At 34.8% G+C, this 23,227-nt stretch carries 23 protein-coding genes and 1 pseudogene; 10 read left to right on the top strand and 14 right to left on the bottom strand.

Annotation, left to right across the window (positions count from 1 at the left end; translation table 11 throughout):
• The first annotated feature begins 57 nt into the window (after window positions 1-57).
• Window positions 58-699: a hypothetical protein gene (locus GTZ96_RS12925; RefSeq protein ID WP_181033190.1), complete on the top strand. Its 642-nt coding sequence runs from the start codon at window positions 58-60 to the stop codon at window positions 697-699.
• A gap of 39 nt (window positions 700-738) precedes the next feature.
• On the opposite strand, the gene GTZ96_RS12920 is transcribed toward GTZ96_RS12925, so the two are convergent.
• The 4 genes from GTZ96_RS12920 to GTZ96_RS12905 form a co-directional block, all read right to left on the bottom strand.
• The gene (locus GTZ96_RS12920) at window positions 739-1,137 is read right to left on the bottom strand and encodes a group III truncated hemoglobin (RefSeq protein ID WP_161644331.1); all 399 of its coding nucleotides are present in this window, start codon (window positions 1,135-1,137) and stop codon (window positions 739-741) included.
• 47 nt (window positions 1,138-1,184) lie between these two features.
• Window positions 1,185-2,429: a threonine ammonia-lyase IlvA gene (ilvA, locus tag GTZ96_RS12915; RefSeq protein ID WP_161644330.1), complete on the bottom strand. Its 1,245-nt coding sequence runs from the start codon at window positions 2,427-2,429 to the stop codon at window positions 1,185-1,187.
• A gap of 188 nt (window positions 2,430-2,617) precedes the next feature.
• A complete protein-coding gene (locus GTZ96_RS12910) occupies window positions 2,618-3,157 on the bottom strand; it encodes a DUF4136 domain-containing protein (RefSeq protein ID WP_161644329.1) in 540 nt (179 codons plus the stop codon).
• A gap of 92 nt (window positions 3,158-3,249) precedes the next feature.
• Window positions 3,250-3,432 (bottom strand): DUF5522 domain-containing protein, encoded by a 183-nt coding sequence (locus GTZ96_RS12905; RefSeq protein WP_161644328.1) that lies wholly within the window; start codon window positions 3,430-3,432, stop codon window positions 3,250-3,252.
• A gap of 548 nt (window positions 3,433-3,980) precedes the next feature.
• Here GTZ96_RS12905 and GTZ96_RS12900 point away from each other — a divergent pair.
• From GTZ96_RS12900 to hemL, 3 genes are all read left to right on the top strand, one after another.
• Window positions 3,981-4,877: a 1-aminocyclopropane-1-carboxylate deaminase/D-cysteine desulfhydrase gene (locus GTZ96_RS12900; protein ID WP_161644327.1), complete on the top strand. Its 897-nt coding sequence runs from the start codon at window positions 3,981-3,983 to the stop codon at window positions 4,875-4,877.
• Window positions 4,870-5,706 (top strand): glucosaminidase domain-containing protein, encoded by an 837-nt coding sequence (locus tag GTZ96_RS12895; RefSeq protein WP_161644326.1) that lies wholly within the window; start codon window positions 4,870-4,872, stop codon window positions 5,704-5,706. Before GTZ96_RS12900 ends, GTZ96_RS12895 begins: the two co-directional genes overlap by 8 nt.
• Before the next feature lie 93 nt (window positions 5,707-5,799).
• Entirely contained in the window at window positions 5,800-7,086 is a 1,287-nt protein-coding gene (hemL, locus tag GTZ96_RS12890; RefSeq protein ID WP_161644325.1) for a glutamate-1-semialdehyde 2,1-aminomutase, read from the top strand.
• 46 nt (window positions 7,087-7,132) lie between these two features.
• Here hemL and GTZ96_RS12885 read toward each other — a convergent pair whose 3' ends face one another.
• From GTZ96_RS12885 to ric, 9 genes are all read right to left on the bottom strand, one after another.
• Window positions 7,133-7,579: a hypothetical protein gene (locus GTZ96_RS12885; RefSeq protein WP_181033189.1), complete on the bottom strand. Its 447-nt coding sequence runs from the start codon at window positions 7,577-7,579 to the stop codon at window positions 7,133-7,135.
• 138 nt (window positions 7,580-7,717) lie between these two features.
• Window positions 7,718-9,268 carry an L-aspartate oxidase gene (gene nadB / locus GTZ96_RS12880; RefSeq protein ID WP_161644324.1) on the bottom strand — a complete coding sequence of 517 codons (1,551 nt, stop codon included), beginning with the start codon at window positions 9,266-9,268 and terminating at the stop codon, window positions 7,718-7,720.
• The gene (nadA, locus tag GTZ96_RS12875) at window positions 9,269-10,213 is read right to left on the bottom strand and encodes a quinolinate synthase NadA (RefSeq protein WP_161644323.1); all 945 of its coding nucleotides are present in this window, start codon (window positions 10,211-10,213) and stop codon (window positions 9,269-9,271) included.
• Window positions 10,214-10,294: 81 nt separating this feature from the next.
• Complete coding sequence (locus tag GTZ96_RS12870; RefSeq protein WP_161644322.1) at window positions 10,295-10,729, bottom strand: RrF2 family transcriptional regulator; 435 nt, start codon at window positions 10,727-10,729, stop codon at window positions 10,295-10,297.
• 53 nt (window positions 10,730-10,782) lie between these two features.
• Window positions 10,783-11,946, bottom strand: coding sequence for a hypothetical protein (locus GTZ96_RS12865; protein ID WP_235972983.1), 1,164 nt, complete (start codon window positions 11,944-11,946; stop codon window positions 10,783-10,785).
• 56 nt (window positions 11,947-12,002) lie between these two features.
• Window positions 12,003-12,692 (bottom strand): anaerobic ribonucleoside-triphosphate reductase activating protein, encoded by a 690-nt coding sequence (locus GTZ96_RS12860; protein WP_161644320.1) that lies wholly within the window; start codon window positions 12,690-12,692, stop codon window positions 12,003-12,005.
• Window positions 12,676-12,840: an anaerobic ribonucleoside-triphosphate reductase gene (nrdD, locus tag GTZ96_RS12855; RefSeq protein WP_128194331.1), complete on the bottom strand. Its 165-nt coding sequence runs from the start codon at window positions 12,838-12,840 to the stop codon at window positions 12,676-12,678. Before nrdD ends, GTZ96_RS12860 begins: the two co-directional genes overlap by 17 nt.
• Window positions 12,841-12,927: 87 nt before the next feature.
• The gene (locus GTZ96_RS12850; RefSeq protein ID WP_161644319.1) at window positions 12,928-15,018 is read right to left on the bottom strand and encodes a ribonucleoside triphosphate reductase; all 2,091 of its coding nucleotides are present in this window, start codon (window positions 15,016-15,018) and stop codon (window positions 12,928-12,930) included.
• Between the two features lie 232 nt (window positions 15,019-15,250).
• The gene (ric, locus tag GTZ96_RS12845; RefSeq protein ID WP_161644318.1) at window positions 15,251-15,979 is read right to left on the bottom strand and encodes an iron-sulfur cluster repair di-iron protein; all 729 of its coding nucleotides are present in this window, start codon (window positions 15,977-15,979) and stop codon (window positions 15,251-15,253) included.
• 447 nt (window positions 15,980-16,426) lie between these two features.
• Between ric and GTZ96_RS12840 the strand changes: the two genes are divergently transcribed.
• The 6 genes from GTZ96_RS12840 to GTZ96_RS12815 all read left to right on the top strand — a co-directional run bounded on the left by GTZ96_RS12840 (window position 16,427) and on the right by GTZ96_RS12815 (window position 23,090).
• Window positions 16,427-18,088, top strand: coding sequence for an MFS transporter (locus tag GTZ96_RS12840; protein ID WP_235972981.1), 1,662 nt, complete (start codon window positions 16,427-16,429; stop codon window positions 18,086-18,088).
• Window positions 18,089-18,401: 313 nt separating this feature from the next.
• On the top strand, window positions 18,402-19,451 hold the full coding sequence (locus GTZ96_RS12835) for an MFS transporter (RefSeq protein WP_161644317.1): 1,050 nt from the start codon (window positions 18,402-18,404) through the stop codon (window positions 19,449-19,451).
• Window positions 19,452-19,473: 22 nt separating this feature from the next.
• Window positions 19,474-21,690 (top strand): molybdopterin oxidoreductase family protein, encoded by a 2,217-nt coding sequence (locus GTZ96_RS12830; RefSeq protein ID WP_161644316.1) that lies wholly within the window; start codon window positions 19,474-19,476, stop codon window positions 21,688-21,690.
• 21 nt (window positions 21,691-21,711) lie between these two features.
• Window positions 21,712-22,281, top strand: coding sequence for a 4Fe-4S dicluster domain-containing protein (locus GTZ96_RS12825; protein WP_161644375.1), 570 nt, complete (start codon window positions 21,712-21,714; stop codon window positions 22,279-22,281).
• Between the two features lie 11 nt (window positions 22,282-22,292).
• Complete coding sequence (locus GTZ96_RS12820; protein WP_161644315.1) at window positions 22,293-22,811, top strand: Rieske (2Fe-2S) protein; 519 nt, start codon at window positions 22,293-22,295, stop codon at window positions 22,809-22,811.
• A gap of 21 nt (window positions 22,812-22,832) precedes the next feature.
• On the top strand, window positions 22,833-23,090 hold the full coding sequence (locus GTZ96_RS12815; protein WP_161644314.1) for a DUF6755 family protein: 258 nt from the start codon (window positions 22,833-22,835) through the stop codon (window positions 23,088-23,090).
• Window positions 23,091-23,108: 18 nt separating this feature from the next.
• Here GTZ96_RS12815 and GTZ96_RS12810 read toward each other — a convergent pair.
• Window positions 23,109-23,227, bottom strand: a pseudogene (locus GTZ96_RS12810) (IS1595 family transposase); the annotation flags it as partial.

Genomic DNA, 23,227 nt, shown 5'->3' with positions numbered 1-23,227 from the left:
TTGACTCAAAAAAGAGTGGAAATGGTTATACAATATATTGTGTATTGTTACCAAAAAATGATTAATGAAGCTAAAACATATCGGAAGGATATTTTTCTTAACGAAAATAAAACAAGGTATAATCTTGAAGAAGGTTTAAGTGAAAAATTTGTTGATGACTATTTAGGGATTTTGGATAATCTTAATTATTATAAAAGGAATATTTCTAAACAGCCCAATATAGATTTATATTTTAATAATGAGGCAAAACAATCCTATACTGAAAATGGTGTCATAAAAGATGATTTCATAGACATAAAAGTCCAAGAGACAGGATTGAGTGATATTTGGAGTAAAAGCGGTAATCAACAACAGATTCATTTAGCTATTGAATGTAAAATTGTTGAAAATGGATATAGTGAATACGTTTCTGATATTAAGAAAATGTGTAATAGATCTTTTAATACTCCTAGATTAAATTTTGAAGGACAAATTGCATATATAATAAATCCCAGTTATACTCATTTATCAGTTAAATCAGGAATTAATACAAATTTGTCTAGTAATTCTGAAATTATCACGATACAAGATTTAAAACCAAAAGTTTTTAAGGAAGGGTTTGATGCAAGTTATTTGTCTGTTCATAATCGTAATTATAATAGACAACAGTTTTCAATTTACCATTTGATGTTTGATTATACTAAAGTTGTAGTGAATTAAAAAATAAGATTCCAGATGTTTTTTTTGAAAACAAAACGTCTAATTCTCGAAAAAATTTCGTCCTCCGTTTCTGAAATACTCAATTTTATAAAAGAACATCTCGGCCATATTTTTGGCTCTGAGTTTGGCTTCTTCAGCAAGAGTTCCTTCGAATAAAGTATTAATAGTTTCGGTAAAAATTTCCATCCAACGATTGAAATGTTCTTTTGCTACTGGCAAATGTTTGTGCGGAGGAAATGGACTGCCTGAATAAGTATGTTCTTCTAATAAAATAGTCTGCCAAAAACGGTACATTCTTTCTAAATGTGCTGGCCATTGATTGCCTATTTTCTCATTAAAAATAGGGCCAATTAAGTCGTCTTGTTGCACTTTGGCATAGAAAGTATCTACCAATAATTTGATATCGTCAAGATTTTTAATGTCGTTTAAAGGACTCATGTTTTTAGGGATAATGGATTGCAAAGATAAAGAAATGCGATAGCGTTTTAACCTATAAGCTGATTGAATAAATCTTGTTTTTCGTTCAGGTATTTGTACTCAAATCCTTTGTTTTCCATTTTGGTTTTTATGGCAATAATGTCGTTTTTGTTTTTGAGTTCAAGGCCTACAACGGCGGGACCCACTTCGCGGCTGTTTTTTTTGGTAAACTGAAAATACGTAATGTCGTCATCAGGGCCTAAAATATCATTTACAAATTCTTTTAAAGAACCGGGACGCTGCGGAAATTGAATCATAAAGTAATGCATCAATCCTTCGTAGAGTAAAGAACGTTCTTTTATTTCGGCGGTGCGTTCAATATCATTATTACTTCCGCTAACAATGCAAACAACGGTTTTTCCTTTTATTTTTTCTTTATATAAATCCAGTGCCGAAATAGTTAATGCGCCTGCAGGTTCCACCACCATGGCTTCTTCATTGTACAAGCGCAAAATGGTCGTGCACACTTTACCTTCAGGAACAAGGATAATATCGCTTAGGTTTTTTTTACAAATGTCAAAAGTTATTTTTCCAACTTGTTTTACGGCAGCTCCGTCTACAAATTTATCTATGTTTTCTAAAATGGTGACTTTTCCATTGTCAATAGAGGTTTTCATTGAAGAAGCGCCTTCTGGTTCTACTCCAATGATTTTAGTATCGGGACTTAAATGTTTGAAAACTTCCGAAAGTCCAGAAGCCAGTCCACCACCACCGATGGGAACAAATACATAATCAATAGGTTTTTTATAGCTTTCCAGAATTTCGAGACCTACAGTTCCCTGACCGGCAATAACTTTTAGATCATCAAAAGGATGAATGAAAGCCATTTTGTTCTTAGTTGCATCAGCCATTGCAGCTGCATAGGCATCGTCAAAAGTGTCTCCTGTAAGCACAATTTCGACAAAGGAACCTCCAAAAAGATTGACTTGTTTTACCTTTTGTTTCGGAGTGGTCTTTGGCATGTATATTTTGCCTTTTATTTGAAGCAATTTACAAGAATAAGCTACACCTTGTGCATGATTTCCAGCACTGGCACAGATTACACCCTGCTCTTGTTCTTCGGCACTTAGCGTACTGATTTTGTTATAAGCACCTCTAATTTTATAAGAGCGTACGGTTTGTAAATCTTCTCTTTTTAACAGAATTCGGGCAGCAAATTCATTAGATAAATTTAAGTTTTCCGACAAAGGTGTTGCCATAACCACATCTTGCAATTGTTTCTTGGCTTCTTGTATTTGGCTAAATAGATTCATGTTTATAGGTATAAAAAAACCTCCCGTTGTGGGAGGTTTGATAAATGGTATCTTGATTACTTATTTACATAACACTCCGTCATTATTATTGAATAATAATGTTAATTGCGATACGTATGATAATAGTGTTGTTCATCTTTTATGATTGTATTACAAATATACAGATTCTTTAGTTATGGATAAAAGATTTATTTTTTTGTTTCAGTAGGAGGGAATTGTGCCAGGATTTTAGTAACAAACTCATTGATTTGTTTTTCTTTCTCTTTTCTGTTTTCGGTTAGAATTCCCATTCCTTCACCTTCCCAAATTAACTCTTTTTTCTTAGCATCGATTAAATCGATATAAAGTGTTCCTTGTGTTGATGAAGTAACGTAGCTGTTACCGCCCCAGAAATAAGGATTCCATCCCCATCCCCAACCGTATCCCCAACCCATATTGAATTGGTTTACGTCAATTTGTTCTCTTTCTTTGGTGAAGATATTTACCAGTAAATCAGGATTGTCGCTTTTGCTCATTCCTTTGTTAGTCAATTCATTATCGATAGCGCGTAGAATTCTTTTTTTGTCTAATTCAGATAAAGCAACTCGGTCAATTCCCTTTTTGTGGAAAGCATAGGTTTTGTATTGACTAAAATCAACACGACTATCGTAATCCGAGTTAACTCTTATCGAGCTACAGGCACTCAATAGAAAAAGAAATAATAGCGGTACTATTTTGATTGTTTTCATGATTCAATTATTTGATTACTAAATATATAAATAAAAATGGGTTCTGTTTTATATACGATAAACGAAAGAGAAAGATTTACATTGAATTGTTTTTATAGTGATTTTTTGTTTGTTCCTGTTTTTTTATCAAATCCATAAGGACAATGACGGCAACCGCTTTTACAACAATAACCTCTTTTTAAATGATACTTTTCGGTAAAACATTTATATCCTTCAGGAGTATAATAGAAATCTTCGCCTTCAATTAATTTATTTTCATTACTTTGTTCAATCATATATAGATTTTATTTTTTGCCTTTGCAATTCCAACAACAATAGTCAATCTTTACAAATTTATAAATTTAAAAACCAATGTTTTTTGTTGTTAACAAGTATTTAATACCAAAAGGTTTCCGCGGATTGACGGCTTATCCCTTTGTGTTTTTAAAATATCGGATTGATAAAGAAAACCCTGTTCTTATCAATCACGAACGCATTCATTTACGACAACAATTAGAACTATTAATACTACCTTTTTTTATTTGGTATTTTCTGGAATATCTAGTTCGCTTATTGCAATACAGCAACAAAAATCATGCCTATCGAAACATTTCGTTTGAAAGAGAGGCTTATACGAATGAATCTAATTTAGATTATCTTAAAAAGAGACCCTTTTTTAGTTTTTGTAAGTATTTATTTTGATCGAAATAAAGTTTTAGCGCAATCCCGATAGCTATTCGGGACACAAAGTTTTTTTATCGAAAAGAAATCTGCTCAAATCAGTTTCATCGGTGTTCCCTTATTTATATCGGTATAAGTTTTACCTTTGCTAAAAATAGTTGTCTTGAATCAGAAGTTACATATCCAATTTCCTAATTTTATTTCGCTTACCATCAAAAGGGAAGATTTAATTCATCCAGTGGTTTCGGGAAATAAGTTTCGAAAGTTAAAGTACAATTTGCTTCAGGCGAAAGCGGAAAATAAAAAAACGCTGCTCACTTTTGGAGGCGCTTTTTCGAATCATATTGCGGCTGTTGCTTTTGCAGCAAAAGAAAATGGTTTTCAATCTATCGGGATTATCCGTGGCGATGAATTGAAAGATAAAATTGTAGCAAATCCCACCCTGCAGTTTGCTCAGGAATGCGGAATGCAATTTGAATTTGTTTCCCGTGAAGCTTATCGGTCAAAAAGTGAACCTTCCTTTTTAGAGGAGTTGAAATTGAAGTTCGGCGATTTTTTCCTGATTCCCGAAGGCGGAACGAATGCATTGGCCATAAAAGGTTGTGAGGAGATTTTAACAGAGGAAGACCGCGAGTTTGATTATATTTGTTGTGCAGTAGGAACAGGCGGAACCATTTCGGGAATTATTAATAGTGCGTTACCGCATCAAAAAGTTTTAGGATTTCCAGCTTTAAAAGGCGATTTTTTACAAGATGAAATCCGTATTTTTGTGCAAAATGAAAATTGGGAGTTAATAACGGATTATCATTTTGGAGGATATGGCAAGGTAAATGAAGATTTGATAGGTTTTATCAATACGTTTTATAGTGATAATCAAATTCCGTTAGATCCTATTTATACTGGAAAGATGGTTTTTGGCGTTATAGATTTGATACAAAAGAATTATTTTCCGGCTCATTCTGATATTTTACTCATTCATACTGGAGGCCTTCAGGGAATTCGAGGAATGAATGTGAAATTAAAAAGCAAACAATTACCAACAATAGCTATCAATGTTTAAGAAAAGCTTACTTTTATTTATTGCCTTAACTCTTATTAGTTGTCATGCTACAAAATCTCCAATTGTAACAACTAAAAAAGGAGCTACTAAAAATACCTATTCCCAAAAAACAAAACAAAATAAGACTAGTAAAAGCCAAAATGAAGTGATACAATCGACTTCAAGAACGGTGGTTACCAATGATGTCGTTAACAATTATGTATTGCAATATAAAGATATTGCAATGAATAATATGAAGGCGTATGGAATTCCAGCGAGTATTATTTTAGCTCAGGGGATTTTAGAATCGGGAGCAGGAAGAGGCGATTTAGCGGTGAGTGCTAACAATCATTTTGGTATTAAATGCCATGCAGATTGGACAGGAGATACTGTAAATCATGATGATGATAGCAGTCAGGAATGTTTTAGAAAATACAATAAAGTATCTGAATCATATAGAGATCACGCTTTGTTTTTAACGGGTAAGGGCAGATATGCCAGTTTGTTCGAATTGGATAAAGACGATTATCGGGCTTGGGCTAAAGGCTTAAGAAAAGCAGGTTATGCCACCGATTCTCAATATCCGGATAAATTAATTTCGTATATCGAACGCTATAATTTGGGGCAATATGATGCCCAGGTTTTAGGGACGAATTATGTGCCTGTTGAGAATCAAAACAGAAGAATTGTTGCCAGAGATTCCAGAAGCGATACTTTTTATGAAGTTCAAAAAGGAGATACTTTGTATTCTATTTCGAAGAAATATAATGTGTTAGTAGACGATTTAAAACAAAGAAATAAACTATCAGATAGCACCCTTTTTGTGGGGCAAAAACTGAAAATAAATTAGTTTTATCAATATTAAGTTTCAAAAATATTTTAATGAGTTTATAAGAAGTCAATATGCAAACTGAATTCTAAACTCGAAATTCTAAAATTAAAAATGTTATACCAAAGAAGTAGTCAGCTATTTGCTGAAGCAGAAAAAGTAATTCCGGGAGGAGTAAATTCGCCAGTTAGAGCATTCAAATCAGTAGGAGGAACGCCTATTTTTGTAAAACAAGCCAAAGGTGCTTATTTGTATGATGAGGATGGGAATCGATTGATTGATTATATTAATTCCTGGGGACCAATGATTCTGGGACATGCTTATGAGCCAGTAGTTCAGGCGGTAACAGAGAAAGCCAAACTGGGAACTTCTTTTGGGATGCCAACAGAATTAGAAACTCAAATTGCTGCTTTGGCAGTATCGATGGTTCCTAATATCGATAAAATCCGTTTTGTGAATTCAGGAACTGAAGCTTGTATGAGTGCCGTAAGACTAGCGCGTGGATTTACGAAAAGAGATAAAATTATAAAATTTGCAGGTTGTTATCACGGGCATTCTGATTCTTTCCTGATTCAGGCAGGAAGTGGTGCAATGACTTTTGGAACCCCAAACAGTCCGGGGGTTACAGCGGGAACTGCTAAGGATACTTTGTTAGCAAAATACAATGATTTAGAAAATGTACGAAGTTTAATTGAAGCCAATCCTAACGAAATTGCAGCTATCATAGTAGAACCGGTTGCTGGGAATATGGGTTGTGTGCCACCAACTAAAGGTTTCTTGGAAGGCTTACGCCAATTGTGTTCTGAAAACGGAATCTTACTGATTTTTGATGAGGTAATGACCGGTTTTAGGTTAGCTAAAGGAGGTGCTCAGGAATTATTAAACATCAATGCTGATATCGTTTGTTTCGGAAAAGTAATTGGTGGCGGATTGCCGGTAGGTGCATTTGCTGCCCGTGAAGAGATAATGAATTATCTGGCTCCACTTGGACCTGTTTATCAGGCGGGAACTTTATCAGGAAATCCGTTGGCGATGGCTGCGGGATTGTCAATGCTGGAATCATTAAATAATGATGCGGCTATTTTTCAAAGATTAGAAGAAAAAACAGCTTATTTAGAAGCAGGAATCCATAGAGTATTACAAGCCAATAATGTTGTTTATACTATCAATAGGGTAGGTTCTATGATTTCGGTACATTTTGATGCGAGTCCTGTTGTTGATTTTCAAACTGCTGCTAAGGGAGATAATGAAACTTTCAAGAAATTCTTCCATGGATTATTACAGGAAGGAATCTATATTGCGCCTTCAGCTTATGAAACCTGGTTTATAACCGATGCTTTGACTTACGAAGATTTGGATTTTACGATAAATGCAATTGATACCGTTTCGAAAACACTATAAATAAAAGAGCAAAAAAAAGCTTCGAGTAGTTCTCGAAGCTTTCTTTTTAGTTTTCCATATTGCCACCACCACCTTGTGGTCTGTCGTCCATTCCGCCACCTTGTCTGTCACCCATTCTTTGTTGCATTCTTTCTCTCATTTTATCTTGGCTAGCTTTCCATTTTGTCAATTGCTCAGGAGTTAAGATAGCAGCAATTTTTCCTTCCATGGCTTTTCTTTGCGCTTCCATGTTTTCTCTGCCTTGATCTTTCTTGTCTGTTGCATTTGCTCTTTGAGCTTCTCTAGCCTGGGCTTGTTCTGTGTAAAGTTGTTTTACTTGTTCTTGTTGTTTCGCATCCAGGTTTAGATCTTTAGTCATCCTTGCAACACGTTGTTCTGTACGCTGCTCAGGAGTCATATTTCCCATGTTAGCTCTTTGTGGTCGGTCAGTATTGTCTTGAGCAAAACTAGATACTCCAACAACTAATAATGCGGCAATAATTAATTTTTTCATTTTTTCTTGATTTATGTTAAAAGTTATGGTTATAAGACAATAAACAGAATAAAAGGTTTAATTATTAACAGAAAAAATATCATTTATTTTTTTAATCCAAATAATTTGAATTACTAATTTATAAATAAAATAATCAAGTTAGGAATTTTTTTTAGCAAAAGATGGAGTTTCGAATTTTACAAAACCACCGCGATTCCCTTGTCTTTCGATAGATTGTGATACAATCAAAGTTCCAATAGTAATCATATTTAATAACTCATAATAAGAAGAATTAATCTGGTGTGTTTGACCAATTTTTTCTATTTCTTCTTTCCATTTCAAAAGCTGTTCTTTGGCATTAAGTAAATCCGTCTCATATCTGACGATTCCAGCATTCTGCCTCATTAAGTGCTGAAGTTTTGCTTTTAACACAGTCAAATAGTTGGAGTCAATTTCTGGTTTTTCTGCGGTGTCGTTTTTCAGAATTTCCTTCTTTATTGTTTTTATTTCTAAATTAGGATTGGCTAAATATTCATAAATTCTACTCGAATAGACTAATGCTTCTAACAATGAATTGGACGCTAATCGGTTAGCTCCATGTAAGCCGGTTTGTGTGCATTCGCCACAGGCGAATAAATTAGTCACAGAAGTTTTTCCATTGGTGTCAACCACAATTCCCCCACAAAGATAATGTTGGGCAGGTACAACCGGAATCCATTCTTTTGCAATATCAATTCCTGATTTTAGGCAGTGATTATAAATCATCGGGAAGTGCTTTTTAAAGGCTTCCAACTCAAGATGAGTACAGTCTAAATACACGCAGTCATCACCTGATTTCTTTAGTTCTAAATCGATACTTTGGGATACAATATCTCTTGAAGCTAATTCTTCTCTGGAATCATAATCAATCATGAAACGATGTCCTTTTTTAGTGCGTAAATAAGCGCCAAAACCACGAACCGCCTCTGAAATCAAAAATTTGGAACCTGTAGATGCTTCATAAAAAGCGGTAGGATGGAATTGTATGAATTCCATTTCTTTAATATCAGCATGAGCACGATAAGCCATGGCAATTCCGTCTCCGGTTGCTATTACAGGATTTGTGGTGTGTCCGTAAAGATGCCCAATTCCGCCAGTTGCCAGTAACGTAATGTCAGATATATAAGTGTTTATTTGTTGTGTTTTTTCATCTAAAACGAGTGCTCCTAAACAACAGTTTTCAGCTGTAATTAAATCAGTTGCAAAATGATGATCCAGAACAGTAATGTTGTCTTTTTGATAAACTTGCATCAAAATAGCGCGTTCTATTTCATGTCCCGTTTGGTCTTTATGATGCACCACACGATTTTCAGAATGTCCTCCTTCTTTACCTAAATTTAGATTGCCATCAGAATTTTTGTCAAATTTTGCTCCCCATTCGATCAATTCTTTTAATCGCTTTGGGCCTTCGGTAACTACCATTCTTACTACCGCTTCATCACACAATCCATCTCCACAAATAAGAGTATCTTCGATGTGTTTTTGGTACGAATCTTCGTTTTTATCAGTAACAATGGCTATACCGCCCTGGGCGTATTTAGTATTTGATTCGTCAGCGTTGGCCTTGGTTACGATGGTTACTTTTTTGTTCGGAAATTGCTCTGCTATTCGAAGGGCAAATGTCAAACCGGCAACACCAGAACCTATAATCAAGTAATTGGTATTTGTCATTTATTTTGATAATTCAAGCATTCTCTCAATTGGAATTAATGCTTTTTGGATAATATCTTCTGCTACATTAACTTCAGGACTTTCATTTACTAAGCAGTCGTATACTTTTTGTAGGGTGTTCATTTTCATGTAACCACATTCGCTGCAAGCACAAGTGTTGTCTTCTTTTGCAGGAGCGGGAATTAATATTTTATCAGGTACTTCCTGTTGCATTTTGTGCAAAATACCAAATTCAGTAGCCACAATAAATTTATTGTTAGGATTGTTTTTTACATAATCAATCATTCCTGAAGTCGAACCAATATAGCTGGCTGTAGCCAAAATATGGGTTTCAGATTCCGGGTGTGCAATGATTTTTGCATCAGGATGCTGCTTGTGTAATTCGATTAATTTATCCAATGAAAAAGCTTCGTGAACTACGCAAGAACCGTCCCAAAGAATCATATCGCGTCCTGTTATGCTCATTACATATTTTCCTAAATTTTTATCCGGAGCAAAAATAATAGGAGTGTCTTTTGGAATAGATTCTACAATTTTAACCGCATTTGCAGAAGTTACTACAATGTCAGTCAATGCTTTTACTTCGGCAGAACAATTGACATAAGTGATAACAGTATGGTCAGGATGCTGATCTATAAATTTTTTGAATAAATCAGGAGGACAAGATTCTGCCAGTGAACATCCTGCATTTAAGTCGGGAAGGATTACTTTTTTGTTAGGATTTAAAATCTTAGCTGTTTCTGCCATAAAATGTACTCCGGCAAAAAGAATAATATCGGCATCCACTTTCATGGCTTCTTGCGATAATCCCAAGCTGTCACCTACATAATCAGCAATATCCTGAATGTCATTTTCCTGATAATAGTGTGCTAAAATAACCGCATTTTTTTCTATTTTTAATTTTAATATGCGCTCTTTTAGATCTTTTATTTTGTTTGTATCCATTTTAATATTGATAACAAGAGTTTAATTGTAATATGTTGTTGTTTGTTGTTTTGTTTTTTGTAAAGCTAATTTATTTTAAAGTTAATACCTTAAAAAAGTATCTCCAGATTTAATTCCTAACGCTAATTCCTCCAGATTTGTATTCTCTAACATAAAAGCCAATTCATTTCGGATTGCTTTGAATTTTTCGTGCATCGGGCAAGGATGCGTTTCAGTGCAATGGCTTAATCCCAAACCACATCCGGTAAAAACACTATCACCTTCTAATGCGGTTACAATTTGAGACAATTTAATCTGGCTCATTTTTTCTTTTGGAATTTCAAAACCTCCACCCACACCTTTGATAGAATTAATAATATTGTTTTTAGATAAAATCTGTAAAATCTTGGCAGTAAAAGCCTCAGGAGAATCTATCTTTTTGGCAATATCTTTTAGTCCGGCTCTATTATTTTGAAAAGATTCGGATGCAATGAAAATAGTCGCTCGAATCCCATACTCGCAGGTTTTAGAGAACATAATTAGTTTTTTACAAATTTATAGAAAATAAGCGTTATTATTCGACTCAAATTTCAGTATTTATGTGATTTAATTATGCCTTTAAAAAGGCTGAAAATAATCATTAAAATAGCTATTGGTAAAAATATGCTAGTTATAAAAAGGTTTTGGTAATACATGGGAAGTTGTTCTTTGGCTAAAAAGAAATAAATACCCTGAAAAAAGAGAATCAATTCGGTGAGGATAAAACTCATTATAAACAATTTTATTCCATATTTGATCCAGTTATTTTCTTTGTTTAAGAAAGAATTTTTTAATAGAAAAGCAAACAAAAAACCGGTGATAATTCCCAACATCGTCAAATGAATATAGCCAATGACAAGATTCCGAATTTGATGAGAAATTTGTGCAAATTCGGGAATTAAAACTATCAATTGAATGATGACTTTTAAGAATAATGATGTTAGAGCAAAGCCATAAAGCAATTTTTCAATAGGTCTTAGTGTGGAAAAAAAAGTTTGAAAATGAGGTCGGATTATTTGAATTAAGATTATAAAAGAAAGCAGTTGCAATACAACTCCCAGGCTATTAATCCAATGAAAAACAGGATTAGGAAGATACCAGCTAACAGGCAAAGCCAAGGTTGAAATTGTGGCTGTGACAAACAAATTATAGAATAACCGGAATTGTTTTTCATCAATATTGACTTTTAATTGATGAATAAATAAGGCTAAAATGGCAAAAAGGAACCATCCGTTGAATTGGAAATGCAGAAAAAATTGAATGGCAATTTGGTAAAAAGCACTCGCTTTACCCAGTAATCCAACTGCTGGTCCCAAACACCAAACACCTAAAGTCGATAAAATCATAAAAAATAATGCGGTTCGCAATAATAACTTTTCCGGAAGAGCATCGGTATGGGCGTCTTTCCAGACTAATCGGCAGAAATAGTAACTGCAAAAAATATGTAAGGTTGAAAAAACAATCGAAAACAACGCATATCCTTCAACTGGAAAACGAAACATCATGCCAATAACGGCTATTTCGGTCACCCAAAATAATCGGTTGTAAACGGGTTTTTGTTGGGCTGTTTTTGGAATAAAAAAATGAACAATCAAGCTGTAAATCATCAGGTAAACCCATCCCAACATGGCAACATGGGAATGTCCATGCAATAAAAATTGATAATTTACAATTTCAATGGGTAAGACATACAGCAATCGAAGCAGTAATCCCATGAGTGCTGCGATGAAAAAATTGATGAAGCAGGTTAAAAGCCAAGTTTTTCGCATAATTATCCTCTAAAATGGACGCTGATTGTGGGTGTAGAAAGTTTTTGGCTGTCTAATTCCCGGTACGAATAGTCTAATTTCCCCAAGGTTTTTACTCCATTTACAAAATGCTGGATGTAATAATTTCCGGAGTATTTTTTGGTTTCTAAATACGCAATCATTAGCTGAATGTCTTTTTCTCTAATTAATTCCGAATGAACAGTAGTACGAACTTCGAACGGAAGCTGGCTTTCCAGCAATAAATATAAGGATTTTTCAAAAGGAGAAAAAAGTGTAGATTGGGTTATTTTTTTAAAATGTTCAGCCAGGGCTTTAAAATCCAAAGCTACATAATCGATCAATTTGTTTTCAATTAGCGTTTTTAAAATAGTTGGTTTTGATCCGTTGGTGTCAATTTTGACTAAAAAGCCCATTTTTTTGACTTCAATAATCAGTTCGATGATGTTTTTATGCAGTAAACATTCGCCTCCGCTAAAAACGACTGCATCTAATAAATTTTTGCGGGAGCGAAGAAAGGCAAGTGCTTTTTCGAAAGAAATGCTTCCTTTTCCCAATACAATTTCAGGATTATAACAATAAAGGCAACGCATATTGCAGCCTGCAAACCAAATAATACAGGCTGAATGATGCGCATAATCTAATAAAGTAAAAGGAGTTATGCTGTAAATAGGAGTGCTAACATTTTTCTTCATTGAAGTGGGTGCGTTGCTTGTGCTCGCCTTTTTTACCAATATTGAAACTTTCTACAGGTCGGTGGTATCCCATTACTCGGGTATACACTAAACATTTGGTTCTCAAATGTTGTTTTTCTTCTAAAATAGGATTAGTTGCTGTTTTCATATTTTGTGCATTATGAGTTATGTGTTATGAGTTATGTGTAAAGAGTTAGTTGTCAATTTTAGATAACTGACGTTTAACTCTTAACATTTAATTTTTTTCCATTAATAAAAGAGCATCACATTTTGGGCAATATTCATGTTCACCCGTCAAGTACCCATGAACGGGACAAACACTAAATACAGGTGTTACAGTGATATATGGCAGTTTAAAATTCGATAATACCTTTTTTACAAATTGTTTACAGGCTTCGGGCGAACTGATTTTTTCACTCATATACAAATGTAGTACGGTTCCCCCAGTGTATTTGCATTGCAATTCATCCTGTAAAAACAAGGCTTCGAATGGGTCTTCGGTATGATTTACCGGAATTTGGGAACTGTTGGTGTAATAGATGTTTTCTTCTTGTCCTGCCTGATAAATTTCGGCAAAACGTTTCTTGTCTTCTTTGGCAAAACGATAGGTTGTTCCTTCGGCAGGTGTGGCTTCCAGATTGTATAAATTCCCGGTCGCTTCCTGAAATTCTTTCATTCGGTTGCGAATGTGATCTAAAATTTCAGCGGCAAATGCAATTCCTGACGGTGAAGTTACTGTATCTTGATTTTCGGTAAAATTTACTATCATTTCGTTCATTCCGTTCACCCCAATAGTTGAAAAGTGATTTCTGAAATGAGGCAAATAACGTTTGGTGTACGGATACAAACCCCTGTCGTACATATCCTGAATAAAGATTCTTTTTTTCTCCAGAGTCGATTTCGAAATATATAATAATCGGTCTAATTGTTTAAATAATTCGGTTTTGTTTCCTTTGAACAAATAGCCTAAACGCGCCATGTTAATCGTCACCACTCCAATACTTCCGGTCATTTCGGCACTTCCAAAAAGCCCGTTGCCACGTTTTAATAGCTCGCGTAAATCCAGTTGCAAGCGACAGCACATTGAGCGAACGGCATTGGGTTTATAGGCATTCGGATTTTCTTCTTTGTTGCCATTTTCATCCAAAATATACTGGCTTCCAATGAAATTCTGGAAATACGAAGATCCAATTTTGGCGGTATTTTCAAAAAGCAATTCGGCATTTTCTCCGTCCCAGTCAAATTCTTCAGTGATATTTACTGTTGGAATCGGGAAAGTAAATGGCTGTCCATTGGCATCCCCTTCGGTCATTACGGTATAATAAGCCTTGTTGATGAGGTTTATTTCGGGTTGAAAATGCTCATAACGCAAATCGGTTAGTTTTAAAACACCTCTTTCTTTGGCTCGAACTAAAAGATTATAATTGAAGTTTCCTTCAAAAAAGTGCAAATCATTTTTCGTCGGGATTTGTGTTTTCAAATCTTCGGGAACGACCCAATCCAATGTGATATTCGTAAAAGGCGATTGTCCCCAACGGGCAGGCACATTCAGATTGTAAACATAACTGCGAACCGCTTTCAGCACATCGTCAAAAGATAAATTATCCTTGAAAACATAAGGCGCCAGATAAGTGTCAAACGAACTGAAGGCCTGTGCTCCGGCCCATTCGCTTTGCAGAATACCAAGGAAATTAGCCATTTGTCCCAAGGCTTCCCTGAAATGTGAGGGTGCTTTGCTTTCTATGCGTCCGCGAACTCCGTTAAAACCTTCATTGAGCAAGACGCGCAAACTCCAGCCGGCGCAATAGCCTGTCAAGCAGTCTAAATCGTGAATGTGAATGTCGCCATTGCGGTGCGCATAGCTTTCTTCTTTGGTGTAGACTTTATCCAACCAATAATTGGCTATGATTTTTCCCGCGACATTGTTAACCAAACCGGCATTAGAGTAGGAGGTATTCGCGTTGGCATTGATACGCCAATCGGTTTGTTCGATGTATTCTTTAATAGTTTGGGTGCTGTTTACATAAGTGGTGTCCTCATTTAAACCATCAATATGCTCACGTTGCAATTTACGGGTATGGCGAAACAACATAAACGAACGCATGACTTCAAAATACTGTTTCTCAAAAAGCGTTTTTTCAATTAAATCCTGGATTTCCTCTACCGCCCAGGTTTCTTTGGCTTCCAAGGCTTGTAAAATAGTTTTGAAAATACTTTCATCAAATGCTACACTGACACTGTTGAAACTTTTTTCAATTGCATCCTTTATTTTGAAACTCTCAAAGGGTTTGTATTCGCCGTTTCTTTTGATAACATATTTTTCCATAGCATTTGATGATTTTGATTTACTTATGAAGGCATTCGCATTTAAAATTTTTCACCACGAATTACACAAATAAACACAAACTACACTCCGTTTTAATTTCACGAATCTGTCAAAGGCAGATAGAAATTTGTGTTATTTGATTTTTAATTGATTAAGAATTAGTGACAATTGGTGAAATTCGTGTCCAACTTTTTTTTCAATGCGAACACTCTGTTTACTGATTTGGTTTTTATTATTGAGCTGAAAATTTTTTCTCCAATGCGACTGCTTTTGGAAACAAAATGTTGTTTTCCAGATGGATGTGTTTGTGTAAATCCTGCTCGAATTCCTGAAGCATGGCAAAGGTTACTTTGTAGGTATTACAAGCATCTGCAGGCGGTGTATAATTATTAGTCAATTCGGCAATCTTGCGGAAACGCTCTCCTTCGGCATCGTGCTCGTGCATCATCATCGCAATTGGATTTTCTACTGTTCCAAAATGTGGTTGTTGAATCAGTTCATCGCTAAGCTCTGCTTTGACTAATTTTTTAATGAAAGGAAATAAAATCAGTTCCTCTTTTTTCATGTGTTGTGCTAATTCGCCCGCACAACCTTTGAAAAGTTCGTTGATTTCGAACAGTTCGGGATGGCTTGCTCCATGCACTTTACATAGTTTGTCTAAGAAAGGAAGTAAGATTTGGGTTTTGTCTTCCACATAACGGTGATGGGTTTTCTCGATGTAGTCTACCAATAAGTCCAATGGCCAGGATTTAAAATCGATGGTATTGTCGTTTTTTGTTGCTAAAACGGTATTAATTTCATTCAAAATAGTTGCTGTATCCTGTCCCTTTTTCTCAGTAGCTTCTTCTATTGTTCTGTTTCCTTTACAGCAAAAATCAATACCGTATTTTGAAAAAACAGCTGCTGTTCTAAAATCTTTTGCTACATATTCTCCAATTGTTGTTCTTTCTAATGTTTCCATAATAGTTGTTTTTAAGTTTAAAAATTAAATAATTGATTTATAAAAAAGGATAAAATTGTCTTAAATTGATTTACGTGAAATTTGGTTTTTTAAATATTTTGTAATCAGTAAATTGAGTTTTGATTTGTTACCCTTATTTGTGAATGTAATTTTAGGAATAATAAAAAATATAGAATATGATTTAAATCATATTCTATATTTCATATCCATCTTTTCTTTGCCAGTATTAAATAAAGGATGTTTTTGTCTTTTAAAAAAAACGGCAATTTTAATTAAGCTTAATTAAATGTTTTTTCGAATGTAATAAGATTAGGACTTACTGATATTTATCATATTTATAGATAAAAGACTATTTTATCTTTGTTTAAGAAGATTATACTAGATTGGTTTAGGCGTATTTATAGAGCCAATATAGTTTGGGTATTTTTTAAATTAAAAAATAAGATTATGGATACTTACTTAGAAAAATTAGGATCAGAGCGTGAAAGTGTATCTAACGGAACACAAAATGCAGCAGCAAAAACATGGTTGAACGAATGGGAGCCAGAAAATGAAAAATTCTGGAAAGAAACAGGAAGTAAAATAGCTTGGAAAACCTTAATAATTACAACGCTTACATTAGTATTATCTTTTGCGTCATGGTTTATCATGAGCGTTGTAGTAGTCAAATTACCTGGTTTAGGTTTTACGTTTTCTAAAGATCAACTTTTTTGGTTGGCTGCAATTCCAGGGTTAGCGGCAGGGATTTTACGAATTATACATACTTTTATATTACCCATATTTGGAACTCGACATGTAGTAAGCTTTGCTACTTTTATTAAATTGATTCCAGTATTAGGAATCGGAATGGCAGTTATGAATACCGAAACACCATTTTGGGTTTTTATGGTATTGGCATTTACAACTGGTTTTGGAGGAGGAGATTTCTCTTCTTATATGCCAAGTACGAGTTTGTTTTTTCCAAAAAGATTAAAAGGAACAGCATTAGGGATTCAAGCAGGATTGGGGAATTTTGGAGTTTCGTTAGCTCAGTTTGTAACGCCTATGGTGTTGAGTGTAGCAATTTATGGAGCGCCTTCTGTCTTTACAAAAATTGATTTCAATGGAACTCAAGCCGTTTTAGAGCATGCCAGCATCGAAAAACAAGGCGCTGTTTTCGCTTCATTAGAAGATAGCAAACAAACTGCTATTTTAGCTATTGTGAAGAAAAATGTTATGGATTCAGTTACGGTTGCAGTTCATTCTACTGATAAAAAAGTTGTTTTTATTTCATTGCCTTTAAAAGTTAGAGCTAAAATAATTGCGGATGCTAATCCTAAATTGGCAGAGAAATTTTTGAATCAATTGGATGCTAAAAATAAAGCTGTAATCAATAAAGACATGTACATCCAATCTGCTGCTTTGTGGTACATTCCTTTTTTGTTGATTATGACACTGGTGAGTTGGTTTTATTTGAGAAGTATTCCCATTCAGGCTTCTATTAAAGAGCAATTGGATATTTTTAGTAATAAACACACTTGGTATTGTACTATAACTTATATGATGACTTTTGGAACTTTTGCCGGTTTAGCTGCTGCTTTTCCGTTGATGATCAAGTTTTTATATGGTGATTTTCCAAATGCTCCCGATCCTTTAGTGTATGCTTTTTATGGCCCTCTAATAGGATCTTCTAGCCGAATTTTATTTGGTTTTATTGCTGATAAAGTAGGTGGAGCGGTATTAACTACCATTACTGGATTAGGAATTTTAGGAGGAGCTGTAATTCTAGTGACTCAAGGTTTGGTAGCACCAACAAGTATGGAACAGTTTCCGCTTTTTGTTGGAGTAATTTTGACTATGTTTTTCTTTACAGGTATAGGGAATGCAGGAACTTTTAGACAGTTTCCTATTATTTTCGGAGAAAATCTACGTCAATCCGCTGGTGTTATTGGTTGGACAGCAGCCATCGCCGCTTTTGGTCCTTTTCTTTTCTCAATATTAATTGGTAGCGATATTTCTTCTAATGGAGGAGCAAATTACTTTTTTATAGGACTGATTCTTTTTACAATATTGGCTACAATAATTAATTGGTGGTTTTATAATCGAAAAGGATGTGAAAGACCAAGCTAAATGAATCATACTTAATTTATAATTTTAAGTATATCTAAGTAAATAATTCAATTAAGTAATCCGGATATCGATAAAAGTAAATTAAAATTAAATAATTTAATCGCCTTAATGGGTTTTATTATTGTAAATTAGTCATTTGTATGAAATATTATAACATATTTCAATGTTTTTGTGTTTGAGAAAAATACTTAAGTAGTTTCACTTAGTTTTTCTTTTGTTTAATTTTACTCCCGAAGAAAAGCCTCTGGATTTTTAATTGAAAATGGATTAAAAATAGATTTATAATTGTAAGCGTGTATTAATATAAACTAAGATGAAAAACAGAACATATAATATAAAAGCATTACTCATCGCTACAATACTTTCGGTATTTATGATTGTGTTAGTGTTTTATGGTTCAAGAGAATTACAAAATTTTGATGCGGCTCTAATTACGTACTTGTTTGGAACTGTATTTGCTTTTTTTGGAATCATTTATCGTTATACGGTATGGTTGCAAAGACCGCCTACCTGGATTTATTTTAAAAGAAGTATTTGTTTTTTGTTTACAGGAAAAGTATTTTCTCATTTTTGGTTTGCTTCTAAAGAAACTATTGAAAATATTGCTTTTCAGAAGTTTATTTATCCAAGGGGAAAATACCGTTGGATGGCTCACTTTATGATAGCTGTAGGTTGTACATCTGCTTTTTTAATTACTATTCCATTGACTTTTGGCTGGATTCATTTTACGATGGCTCCTAATAGTATATCGGTTTACGAAGCTCATTTTTTTGGATTTAAAATAATGGATTTTGATTTAGATTCTATAATGGCATTCCTGACATTTCACGCATTAAACTGGTCTTCTTACATGGTGATTTTGGGTTCAGGATATTATTTAAGAAGACGATTGACTAATCCGGGCTTAATTGCAACTCAATCTTTTGAGGGAGATTTATTGCCTCTTATTTTATTAATTACTATTTCGGTTACAGGATTGGGATTGACCTATTCTTATCAGTTCATGAAAGGGTTAGCTTTTGAATTTCTGGCGGTATTGCATGCCGTTACAGTAATTATGTTTTTAATATGGATTCCGTTCGGGAAATTTTTTCACATCATTCAACGTCCTATGCAAATTGCAGCTCACATATATCATAGAGTAGGGCGACAACAAGGAATGGCTGTATGCGAACATACGGGCGAAGAATTCACAACTAATTTGCATGTAAAAGATCTTAAGATGTTAACTAAGCAATTAGGATTTGATTTTGACAGAGAGGATGGAAGTTCCCACTTAGACTTGAGTCCGGAAGGAAAAAGAGCCCGCTTGGCACAAGCTCATTTGAGAGCAAGGCAAGAGGGCGGTAATTTATTTGGATAATTAAAAGATAAAAGAATAAAACATGGCAAAATTACCTGTTTCAGAAGAGCATATTGTCGCGCAATTTGGGCCACATCTTAATTATAGTCCAAAAGAAGGTTATGAAGGAAGAGATGAACCAGATGAATTGGTTAAAACCCATTGTTGTTTTTGCGGAATGCAATGCGGAATTCAATTATCTGTAAAAGATAATAAAGTGGTGGGGTTTGAACCTTGGATGGAATTTCCTTTTAACGAAGGAAGATTGTGTCCAAAAGGAGTACAGCGTTATTTGCAAAACAATCATCCGGACAGACTTTTGAGTCCATTAAAAAGAGTAGAAGGACAAGGATTTGTGCCAACCTCTTGGGATGTGGCTATGGGTAAAACGGTTTCCGAAATAAAACGCATTCAGGAAACTTATGGTAACGATGCTTTTTCGATGCTTTCGGGAGTTTCATTAACCAATGAGAAAAGTTACTTGGTAGGTAAGTTTGCCAGAGTGGCACTAAAAACAAAAAACCTGGATTACAACGGGCGCTTGTGCATGGTAAGTGCAGGAGCGGGAAATAAAAAAGCATTTGGTTTAGACAGAGCTTCCAATAATTATTCGGATTTAGAATATGCCGAAGTAATTATTGTGGCTGGAGCCAATATCAGTGAAACTTTTCCAACATTGACACATTGGATTTGGAAAGCCAGAGATAGAGGAGCTAAAATAATAGTTATCGATCCAAGGATGATTCCATTGGCCAGAACAGCTGATCTTCACTTGGATGTACGTCCGGGAACGGATTCGGCTTTATATGGTGCGATGCTGAAATATTTGGTGGATAATGATATGCTGGATCATGATTTTATTGATAGTCATACTTCCGGTTTCCAGGAAACTTTAGATGCCGTAAAAGACAATACGCTTGAATGGGCTGAAGAAATTACCGGAATCAAAAAAGAAAAAATACAACAGGCAGCTGAGTTATGGGGGAAAGCCAAAACCAGTTTCTTGCTTCATGCCCGTGGAATAGAACATCATTCTAAAGGTGTAGATAACGTTTTAGGATGTATCAATTTAGTTTTGGCAACAGGAAGAATTGGTAAACCTTATTGTGGTTATGCTACTATTACAGGACAAGGAAATGGTCAGGGAGGTAGAGAGCACGGACATAAATGTGACCAATTGCCTGGAAACAGGGATATAGAAAATCTGGAACACCGTAAATACATTTCTGAAGTTTGGGGAATTAATGAAAAAGATTTACCTGGTAAAGGTTTGTCGGCTTACGAAATTATCGAAGCTATTCACAGAGGAGAAATCAAAGGTTTATTGTCTATTTGTTTCAATCCGCTAGTTTCTTTACCTAATAGTAATTATGTTAGAGAAGCTCTGGAAAAGTTAGAATTCTACGTTTGTATTGACTTTTTCTTAAACGAAACAGCGCGCCATGCCGATGTAGTTTTAGCAGGTTCTTTGCAGGAAGAAGAAGAAGGTACAACTACTTCTGCTGAAGGGAGAGTTATCCGAATTCGTCAGGCGGTTACTCCTCCGGGAGATGCCAGAACAGATACTTCTATTATTCTGGAAATAGCCAAACGTTTAGGTGTGAAAGATAAATTTACCTATGAAAGTAGTGAAGCCATTTTTAATGAATTGCGTGTGGCTTCCAAAGGAGGAACTGCTGATTATAATGGAATTACCTATAAGAAAATAGAAGATAATATGGGGATCTTTTGGCCTTGTCCAACAGAAGACCATCCAGGAACTCCGCGTTTATGGGAAGATAGAAAGTTTAAAACACCTGATGGAAAAGCACATTTTAATCCGGCGCCTTACAAACTTCCGGGCGAAGTAACCTGTGTTGATTATCCTGTGATTTTAACTACCGGACGTGTGGTTTCTCAGTATTTAAGTGGAACGCAAACTCGTAGAATTGGAAAATTAGTAGACCAATATCCGGAGCCATTATTGGAAATCCACCCTAATTTAGCTAAGCAATACGGAATTAAACAAAGAGAATTAATTCGTGTTTCAACTCGAAGAGGGGAAGGGATTTTTCCGGCTAATATTGTGGAAACCATTCGAGAAGATACTGTTTTTATTCCGTATCACTGGTCTGGAAAAAAATCGGCAAACCAATTGACACCGGGGACATTAGATCCAATTTCTAAAATACCGGAGTTTAAAGTTTGTGCTTGTCATTTGGAACCACTTGATGAAATAGCACCACCTTCAAAAGAATCAACGGCTTACGCCAGTATTTAATCTATAAAGAATTGATGAATGATGAACTATACCAGTTTCAATAAATACGAGGAGTTTTTTGTAGATATGCAACGCTGCATTGGCTGTAAAGCCTGTGAATTGGCGTGCGCTGAATGCGAAACTAACGGTCAGGAGAGCATGATACATGTTAATTATGTAGATCGTGCTGCTACTATACAAACTACAGTTCAGGTGTGTATGCACTGTGATGATCCTGTGTGTGCCAATGTATGTCCTGCTGATGCTATTTCTAAAGATGAATTCGGAATTGTTCACACGGCTAATACAGAAAGATGCATCGGATGTTCTAATTGCGTGATGGCTTGCCCTTTTGGTGTGCCAAAGAAAGAAGAAAATTACGATTTGATGATGAAGTGTACCATGTGTTACGACAGAACCAGCGTGGGCAAAAAGCCAATGTGTGCTACTGTTTGTCCTAGTGGTGCTTTGTTTTATGGTACTAGAGATGAAATTCAAGAAATGCGTCCTAACAGTACTCCTGTAAATAGTTTCATATTTGGAAAAGAAATAGTAAATACTAAGGTCAATATTATGATGCCTAAGGGAAGCACAGAATTGGTAATATATTAAAGAATACGCTTATGTCTAAAGAAGATAATTTAAATAAAAATTGGAAAAAAGATTTTCCGGTTGAAAAGCAACAAGCGATTAATGTAAGTCGTCGTGATTTTGCCAAATTTTTGACCTTAGTTTCTGGTGGATTGATGGTAGGTAGTGGTTTAGTTGCTGCTAAAGCTTATTTGTATCCAAAAGAAGAAGTTCAAGGAGAACATTTTGTGTGTAATAAAGAAGAAGTTCCAATAGGAGGAACCCGTGCTTTTGTAATCGAAGGCAGTACGATTCCTTATATATTAATTCATCTGGAAACTGGCGAGTTTAAAGCCTATGAGCAGAAATGTACCCACCTTTCTTGTTCTGTTTTTTACAAGCCAGGTACCGGAATTATTCATTGTCCTTGTCATGAAGGATCATTTGATGCTAAAACTGGAGAGGTGTTAGCAGGGCCACCTCCAAGAGCTTTGCCTAAATTAGATGTTTTTTTTAAAGACAATGATATTTACGTTAGAGCAGCCGTGCAAGAAGAAAAAATTATTGGATAAGTCATAATAAAATAATGTAGTATGAGTAATTTTAGAAGAAGTCAGAATCAATCCAATCCCAATAAGTTAAATGCGATTTTTTCAACCTTAATTTTTATATTAATTCTAAATGTAACTATCCAGATTTGGCTGTTGTATGCGTCATTGAATAATGCATTGGATAACAATAAAGAAATTCTTATTCCGGCTTTTGTTGCTTCACTGGTGCTTTTTTTAGTTGGTTTTGGATTACTTTATTATTTACCAATGGGAAATTCGAATACTAAAAGAATAAAGTAATAAAATAAATTATTTGAGTTATACACTTAATATCTGTTTTATGTTTTTTTGATAAATCGGTTTTGCATTCACCATTCTTTCTATGGATTTATGAAAAATACTTGTTTTAAATTGAGAACGGTTTATCCTAAAACAAA

This window comes from Flavobacterium undicola (genome assembly GCF_009909155.2).
GTDB lineage: Bacteria > Bacteroidota > Bacteroidia > Flavobacteriales > Flavobacteriaceae > Flavobacterium > Flavobacterium undicola.
The sequence above is the reverse complement of the archived record's forward strand: the minus strand, read 5'-3'. Positions and strand labels throughout refer to the sequence as shown.

Bases quoted from the DNA above. Each gene is read 5' to 3' on its own strand.
- GTZ96_RS12925 (WP_181033190.1), top strand. From the start codon at position 58: ATGATTAATGAAGCTAAAACATATCGGAAGGATATTTTTCTTAACGAA.
- GTZ96_RS12920 (WP_161644331.1), bottom strand. From the start codon at position 1,137: ATGAGTCCTTTAAACGACATTAAAAATCTTGACGATATCAAATTATTG.
- ilvA (WP_161644330.1), bottom strand. From the start codon at position 2,429: ATGAATCTATTTAGCCAAATACAAGAAGCCAAGAAACAATTGCAAGAT.
- GTZ96_RS12910 (WP_161644329.1), bottom strand. From the start codon at position 3,157: ATGAAAACAATCAAAATAGTACCGCTATTATTTCTTTTTCTATTGAGT.
- GTZ96_RS12905 (WP_161644328.1), bottom strand. From the start codon at position 3,432: ATGATTGAACAAAGTAATGAAAATAAATTAATTGAAGGCGAAGATTTC.
- GTZ96_RS12895 (WP_161644326.1), top strand. From the start codon at position 4,870: ATGTTTAAGAAAAGCTTACTTTTATTTATTGCCTTAACTCTTATTAGT.
- hemL (WP_161644325.1), top strand. From the start codon at position 5,800: ATGTTATACCAAAGAAGTAGTCAGCTATTTGCTGAAGCAGAAAAAGTA.
- GTZ96_RS12885 (WP_181033189.1), bottom strand. From the start codon at position 7,579: ATGAAAAAATTAATTATTGCCGCATTATTAGTTGTTGGAGTATCTAGT.
- nadB (WP_161644324.1), bottom strand. From the start codon at position 9,268: ATGACAAATACCAATTACTTGATTATAGGTTCTGGTGTTGCCGGTTTG.
- nadA (WP_161644323.1), bottom strand. From the start codon at position 10,213: ATGGATACAAACAAAATAAAAGATCTAAAAGAGCGCATATTAAAATTA.
- GTZ96_RS12870 (WP_161644322.1), bottom strand. From the start codon at position 10,729: ATGTTCTCTAAAACCTGCGAGTATGGGATTCGAGCGACTATTTTCATT.
- GTZ96_RS12865 (WP_235972983.1), bottom strand. From the start codon at position 11,946: ATGGGATTACTGCTTCGATTGCTGTATGTCTTACCCATTGAAATTGTA.
- GTZ96_RS12860 (WP_161644320.1), bottom strand. From the start codon at position 12,692: ATGAAGAAAAATGTTAGCACTCCTATTTACAGCATAACTCCTTTTACT.
- nrdD (WP_128194331.1), bottom strand. From the start codon at position 12,840: ATGAAAACAGCAACTAATCCTATTTTAGAAGAAAAACAACATTTGAGA.
- GTZ96_RS12850 (WP_161644319.1), bottom strand. From the start codon at position 15,018: ATGGAAAAATATGTTATCAAAAGAAACGGCGAATACAAACCCTTTGAG.
- ric (WP_161644318.1), bottom strand. From the start codon at position 15,979: ATGGAAACATTAGAAAGAACAACAATTGGAGAATATGTAGCAAAAGAT.
- GTZ96_RS12840 (WP_235972981.1), top strand. From the start codon at position 16,427: ATGGATACTTACTTAGAAAAATTAGGATCAGAGCGTGAAAGTGTATCT.
- GTZ96_RS12835 (WP_161644317.1), top strand. From the start codon at position 18,402: ATGAAAAACAGAACATATAATATAAAAGCATTACTCATCGCTACAATA.
- GTZ96_RS12830 (WP_161644316.1), top strand. From the start codon at position 19,474: ATGGCAAAATTACCTGTTTCAGAAGAGCATATTGTCGCGCAATTTGGG.
- GTZ96_RS12825 (WP_161644375.1), top strand. From the start codon at position 21,712: ATGAACTATACCAGTTTCAATAAATACGAGGAGTTTTTTGTAGATATG.
- GTZ96_RS12820 (WP_161644315.1), top strand. From the start codon at position 22,293: ATGTCTAAAGAAGATAATTTAAATAAAAATTGGAAAAAAGATTTTCCG.
- GTZ96_RS12815 (WP_161644314.1), top strand. From the start codon at position 22,833: ATGAGTAATTTTAGAAGAAGTCAGAATCAATCCAATCCCAATAAGTTA.